Genomic DNA, 3,727 nt, shown 5'->3' with positions numbered 1-3,727 from the left:
TTAAAAGACATATACGCGGGCTATGTCGACTGTGTCGATATTATTCAAGTACCACATCATGGATCAAAGTATGATTTTGATCTGCAAGCGCTTGAAGGTTTTAGTAGAACGATTATGCCTGTTTCTCATAGAACTACTTCAAGCAAACATCCTGATGCAGAAGTTGTTAAAGAGTTGACTATAAACGGATTTCATGTAATTTCCATTAATGAAAATACGAATTCTGAATTTAGACAGTTTATTTAGTTGATCACTCTACTTGTCTAGTGGAGTAACAAAAGATCTGCCCAAAATTGCCCTGAAGATAAACAAGCAGATACAGCGTAGTGTTAGATTTGCTACCCTGATGACACAATATTAAATACTCAATTGCTTACCCTATTACTCAATGAGTTCAGCTATGAATATTAACTCCAGCATCAACTTCGCCGAAGAATTCAGCTCAAAAATTCCTGCCTTAACCTTGCTCACCACACTAGGTTATCAGTTTATTCCACCTGGCCAATGCAACGCCATGCGCAGCAATAAGCTGCTAGCTAATCAGGCGAATGTTAATAAAACCACCAACCAAGTGGTGCTACTGCCTATCATGCGAGCGTTCTTAGCTAAGCAAACCTTTATGTTTGAAGGCACGCCGCACCATTTATCCGACAGCGCCATTGATAAGATCATGCATGAGCTAAACCCAGCTATGAACTTAGGCTTGCAGCTCGCCAATGAAAAGCTTTATAACGCTATGCTTTATGGCGTAACGGTGACCGAGTTTATCGACGGTAAAAAAACCGCGCAAACCATCAGTTTGATCGATTGGAATAATATCGATAATAATAGCTTTCACGTGACCGAAGAGTTTGTCGTACAAAATAGTGAAGGTACGAACAGTCGTAAACCTGATATCGTCTGCTTTGTAAATGGTCTACCGCTGGCAGTGATTGAAGCCAAACGTCCAGATTCCAGTAGAGAAGGGCAGTCGACCAATGCGCAAGCGGTGTCCCAGCATATTCGCAATCAAAAGCCAAAAGAAATCCCGCATTTATTTGCTTATAGCCAGTTACTAATAGCAGTCAATGGTAATGACGGTTTATACGGGACTTGCAAAACGCCTGAGAAGTTTTGGGCAAAATGGGTCGAAGAAGAAATCTCTGAGCCTGAGTTCAACCGTCTAAAAAATCAAACGCTTAGTAACGATCAGATCAATATTTTATTTGATCATCGTCCTGCTTCTGCTAAGAGAGATTACCTATCGCTGATTAATGCTGGTGATTTGGTCGTTACTGATCAAGACCGCTTAATCATCAGTCTGTTGCAGCCTGAGCGTCTGCTTGAGATTATGCGCATGTTTACCTTGTTTGATAAAAAGGCGGGCAAAATTGTTGCCCGTTATCAGCAAGTCTTTGGTATTAAAGCCTTGATTAAACGTATCAGCAGTTTCGATGAAAAGGGCAGTCGCGAAGGTGGTGTCATTTGGCATACCACAGGTAGTGGTAAATCTTTCACTATGGTGTTTTTCTTTAAAGCACTTATTTGGTTAGAGGAGCTCGCGAAGTGTCGCATTATTGTCGTCACGGATCGTGTCGATCTGGAAACCCAGCTGAGTAATACCTTTAAGTCGGGTGGTGTAATAACTAGTAAACGTGATAGTCGTGACGCCATGGCAACTTCTGGTCGCCGTCTGGCGCAGCAAATCGGTCATGGTAACGAACGCGTTATTTTCTCCATTATTAATAAGTTTGGTTCAGCCGTTAAGTATGATGAATGTTATAACGACAGCCCAAACATCATCGTCATGGTCGATGAAGGTCACCGTAGCCAAAACGGTGAGAATAATATCCGTATGGCGCAAGCCCTGCCAAACGCTGCCTTTATTGCCTTTACGGGTACGCCACTGCTCAAGGATGACAAGACTGAGAATAAATTTGGTAGGATCATTCACTCTTATACCATGCAGCAAGCGGTCAAAGACAAAACGGTCACGCCGCTTTTATACGAAGAGCGTATCCCTGAATTGAATACCAATGACCAGGCTATCGATGCATGGTTTAACCGTATCACCCAAAAGCTCACCGATGATCAAAAAACGGATCTCAAACGTAAGTTCTCTCAAAAAGGTCAAATCTATCAGGTTGAAGGTCGCATTGAGCTTATCGCTCATGACATCTCTGATCACTTCCAAAACTTTAAACAGCAGCATTTAAAAGGTCAGTTGGCTTGTGACTCTAAAGCCTCAGCTATCCGCTATAAAATGGCGTTAGACAAGATTGGCAAAGTGACCTCAGTGGTTGCCATGTCACCACCTGATACCCGTGAGGGGCATGATACCGTCGATGGCAAATCAAAAGACATTGTCCAGAACTGGTGGCAAGCCAATGTCGCCAATCAATATGGCGGTGATGAAAAAGCCTATACCAAAGCTATTATAGAAGCTTTTAGTCAGGACGATGGTCCTGACATTATGATCGTCGTCGATAAGTTATTAACGGGTTTTGATGAGCCAAAAAACACCGTACTGTATATCGATAAGCCCTTAAAGCAGCATAACCTGATTCAGGCGATTGCGCGGGTGAACCGATTGCATGAGAAAAAGCGTTTTGGTTATTTGATTGATTATCGTGGCATCTTAAAAGAGCTGGATATCACCATTGAGAAATATCAAGACTTAGCCGAGCGTACGCAAGGTGGCTTTGATATCGAAGACCTCAAAGGTCTTTATAACGCGATGGATACTGAGTATAAGCAGCTACCAAGACTACATAGCGAGCTGTGGGCGATATTCTCATCGGTGAAAAACAAACAAGACGGACAAGCATTAAGACAAGTGCTTGCGCCGAAGATGCAAGAAATCGATGGCAGAGTAGTCGATACCAAGCTCAAGGAACGTGATGACTTTTATGCGGCTTTGACTGCATTTTCTAACGTCATGAAAATTGCGCTGCAATCAGCGTCTTTCTTTGAAGACAAATCATTTGATAGCAAGCGTGATCGCTACAAAGCCGATCTAAAAGCCTTTATCAATCTACGCAAGCAAGTACGCGAAGATGCTGATGAAACCGTCGATTATGATGAGTATGAAGCAGATATTCGTAGCTTACTCGATAAGCATATCGCAGGGCTTGAAGTTCGTGAGGCAAAAGGCGTTTACCTAGTCGATAACTTAGGTAAGAATGTGAAGCCTGAAGAGTTAAGCGATGATGAAGCCCGTAACCAAACCGATAAAATTACAGGTCGTGTTACTAAGATGATTGAGCAAGATTTGGCGGATGATCCTTATGCCCAAGAATATTTCTCTAAATTGCTCAAGCAAGCGATTGCTGATGCCAAAGCCATGTTTGATGCACCAGTGAAACAATACATGATGTTTGCTGACTTTGAGCAAGCTGTCAAAGACCGTGATGTCGCTGATATACCAAATGAGTTTATCGATGAGAGTGGCAAATTAAACAAACATGCTCAGGCGTATTTTGGTTTATTTAAGCATTTATTTAACGCCGACTTCTTAGCAGACAAAGAGCTAGATAACGACAAGCTAGTCGCTTACGCTTTTGAGATTGATAAGATCGTTAAGACAGCAGTGGCTGAGTATTCTATCAATCCAGCAGAAATTGAGAATGCTATTAGTGTCAAATTGCTACCGATGTTATTTATGGATTTGGGTATCGATAAAGCGCAACAGCTCATCGAAGAGGTACTAAAAATTACCCGTCTTGGACTTTCGAGAGACCAGTAGCAC

Annotated in this window: 2 protein-coding genes; both read left to right on the top strand. The window is 42.2% G+C overall.

From position 1 onward, the window contains the following. Positions 1 to 246 (top strand): hypothetical protein (locus tag ABYU67_RS11925; protein WP_372845488.1); only part of this gene is annotated, 246 nt, incomplete at its 5' end. Between the two features lie 154 nt (positions 247 to 400). Beyond that, a complete protein-coding gene (locus tag ABYU67_RS11920; RefSeq protein ID WP_372845486.1) occupies positions 401 to 3,724 on the top strand; it encodes a type I restriction endonuclease subunit R in 3,324 nt (1,107 codons plus the stop codon). Positions 3,725 to 3,727: the final 3 nt, after the last annotated feature.

Origin of the sequence: Psychrobacter sp. (assembly GCF_041554015.1) — a bacterium.
In the GTDB taxonomy this organism is placed as follows: domain Bacteria; phylum Pseudomonadota; class Gammaproteobacteria; order Pseudomonadales; family Moraxellaceae; genus Psychrobacter.
The sequence above is the reverse complement of the archived record's forward strand: the minus strand, read 5'-3'. Positions and strand labels throughout refer to the sequence as shown.

Coding starts and splice junctions, on each gene's coding strand:
- ABYU67_RS11920 (WP_372845486.1), top strand. CDS start 401: ATGAATATTAACTCCAGCATCAACTTCGCCGAAGAATTCAGCTCAAAA.